The organism is Thiolapillus sp. (assembly GCF_048562965.1).
GTDB lineage: Bacteria > Pseudomonadota > Gammaproteobacteria > Chromatiales > Chromatiaceae > Thiolapillus > Thiolapillus brandeum_A.
The window spans coordinates 1-682 of the sequence record NZ_JBHNMF010001352.1 but is presented as its reverse complement, the minus strand read 5'-3'; the positions used below and the strand labels follow the sequence as shown (position 1 = coordinate 682).

Genomic DNA, 682 nt, shown 5'->3' with positions numbered 1-682 from the left:
TGGAGACGCGGGAATACCTCCAAAAGGGGGTTTCCACATCCTGGTTCTGGCAGCAGATCAGGAAGCTTGCTGATAAGGCAGGTATCGAGGGCAAGATCACCCCCCATAGCCTACGGTCCGGATTCGCGACCCAGGCCGTACGTGACGGGGTGAACGTCAAGCAAGTCATGGCGATGACTGACCACAAGAGCGTCAAGGTGTTTATGGGGTATGTGGAGGCCGAGGATTTGTTGACCTCAGATGCGGGGAAGCTGTTATGAGTTGGCCTACTTGTTCCGACAAGCGCTTCTACGTTAACCATTATTGACATTCGCTGCCAGCCATGGAGAGCGAAGCGAAGGCTGGTAGTCCCCCAGTAGCCGCGAGGCCGCACTGCTTACCCGTCGTGCGCATAGCGCCAGAGGGGAAGCAAAGTAGGCATCCTAACGCGGCGTCCAGTCATTGGGAGGCAAGTACGGAGCAGCAACGAGCTTGCGAAGTTGTTGCGTAGTGCTTGGTGACCAGGACGGCTGGGGCAGAAATAGGTTGTCAAAGGCCGAGTTGATTTTGGGGCTGGGATGCCCCAAAATCTATCACGAGGCCGAAGACACGCTTGTCTTGGCGATATTTTCTCAGATTTGGGTGTTTTTCAACAGCCTGCTAGGGGAAACAATATGTGCAAAAGAAGGTTTTTCATGTTTCC

General features: G+C 54.3%; 2 protein-coding genes. One reads left to right on the top strand and one right to left on the bottom strand.

The features are described 5' to 3' along the window. The coding region (locus tag ACOCD2_RS24265; RefSeq protein ID WP_419609324.1) for a tyrosine-type recombinase/integrase at window positions 1-260 on the top strand (260 nt) is incomplete at its 5' end. Window positions 261-422: 162 nt separating this feature from the next. Here the strand turns inward: ACOCD2_RS24265 and ACOCD2_RS24260 are convergent. Then, a complete protein-coding gene (locus tag ACOCD2_RS24260) occupies window positions 423-566 on the bottom strand; it encodes a hypothetical protein (RefSeq protein WP_293653732.1) in 144 nt (47 codons plus the stop codon). Window positions 567-682 lie beyond the last annotated feature (116 nt).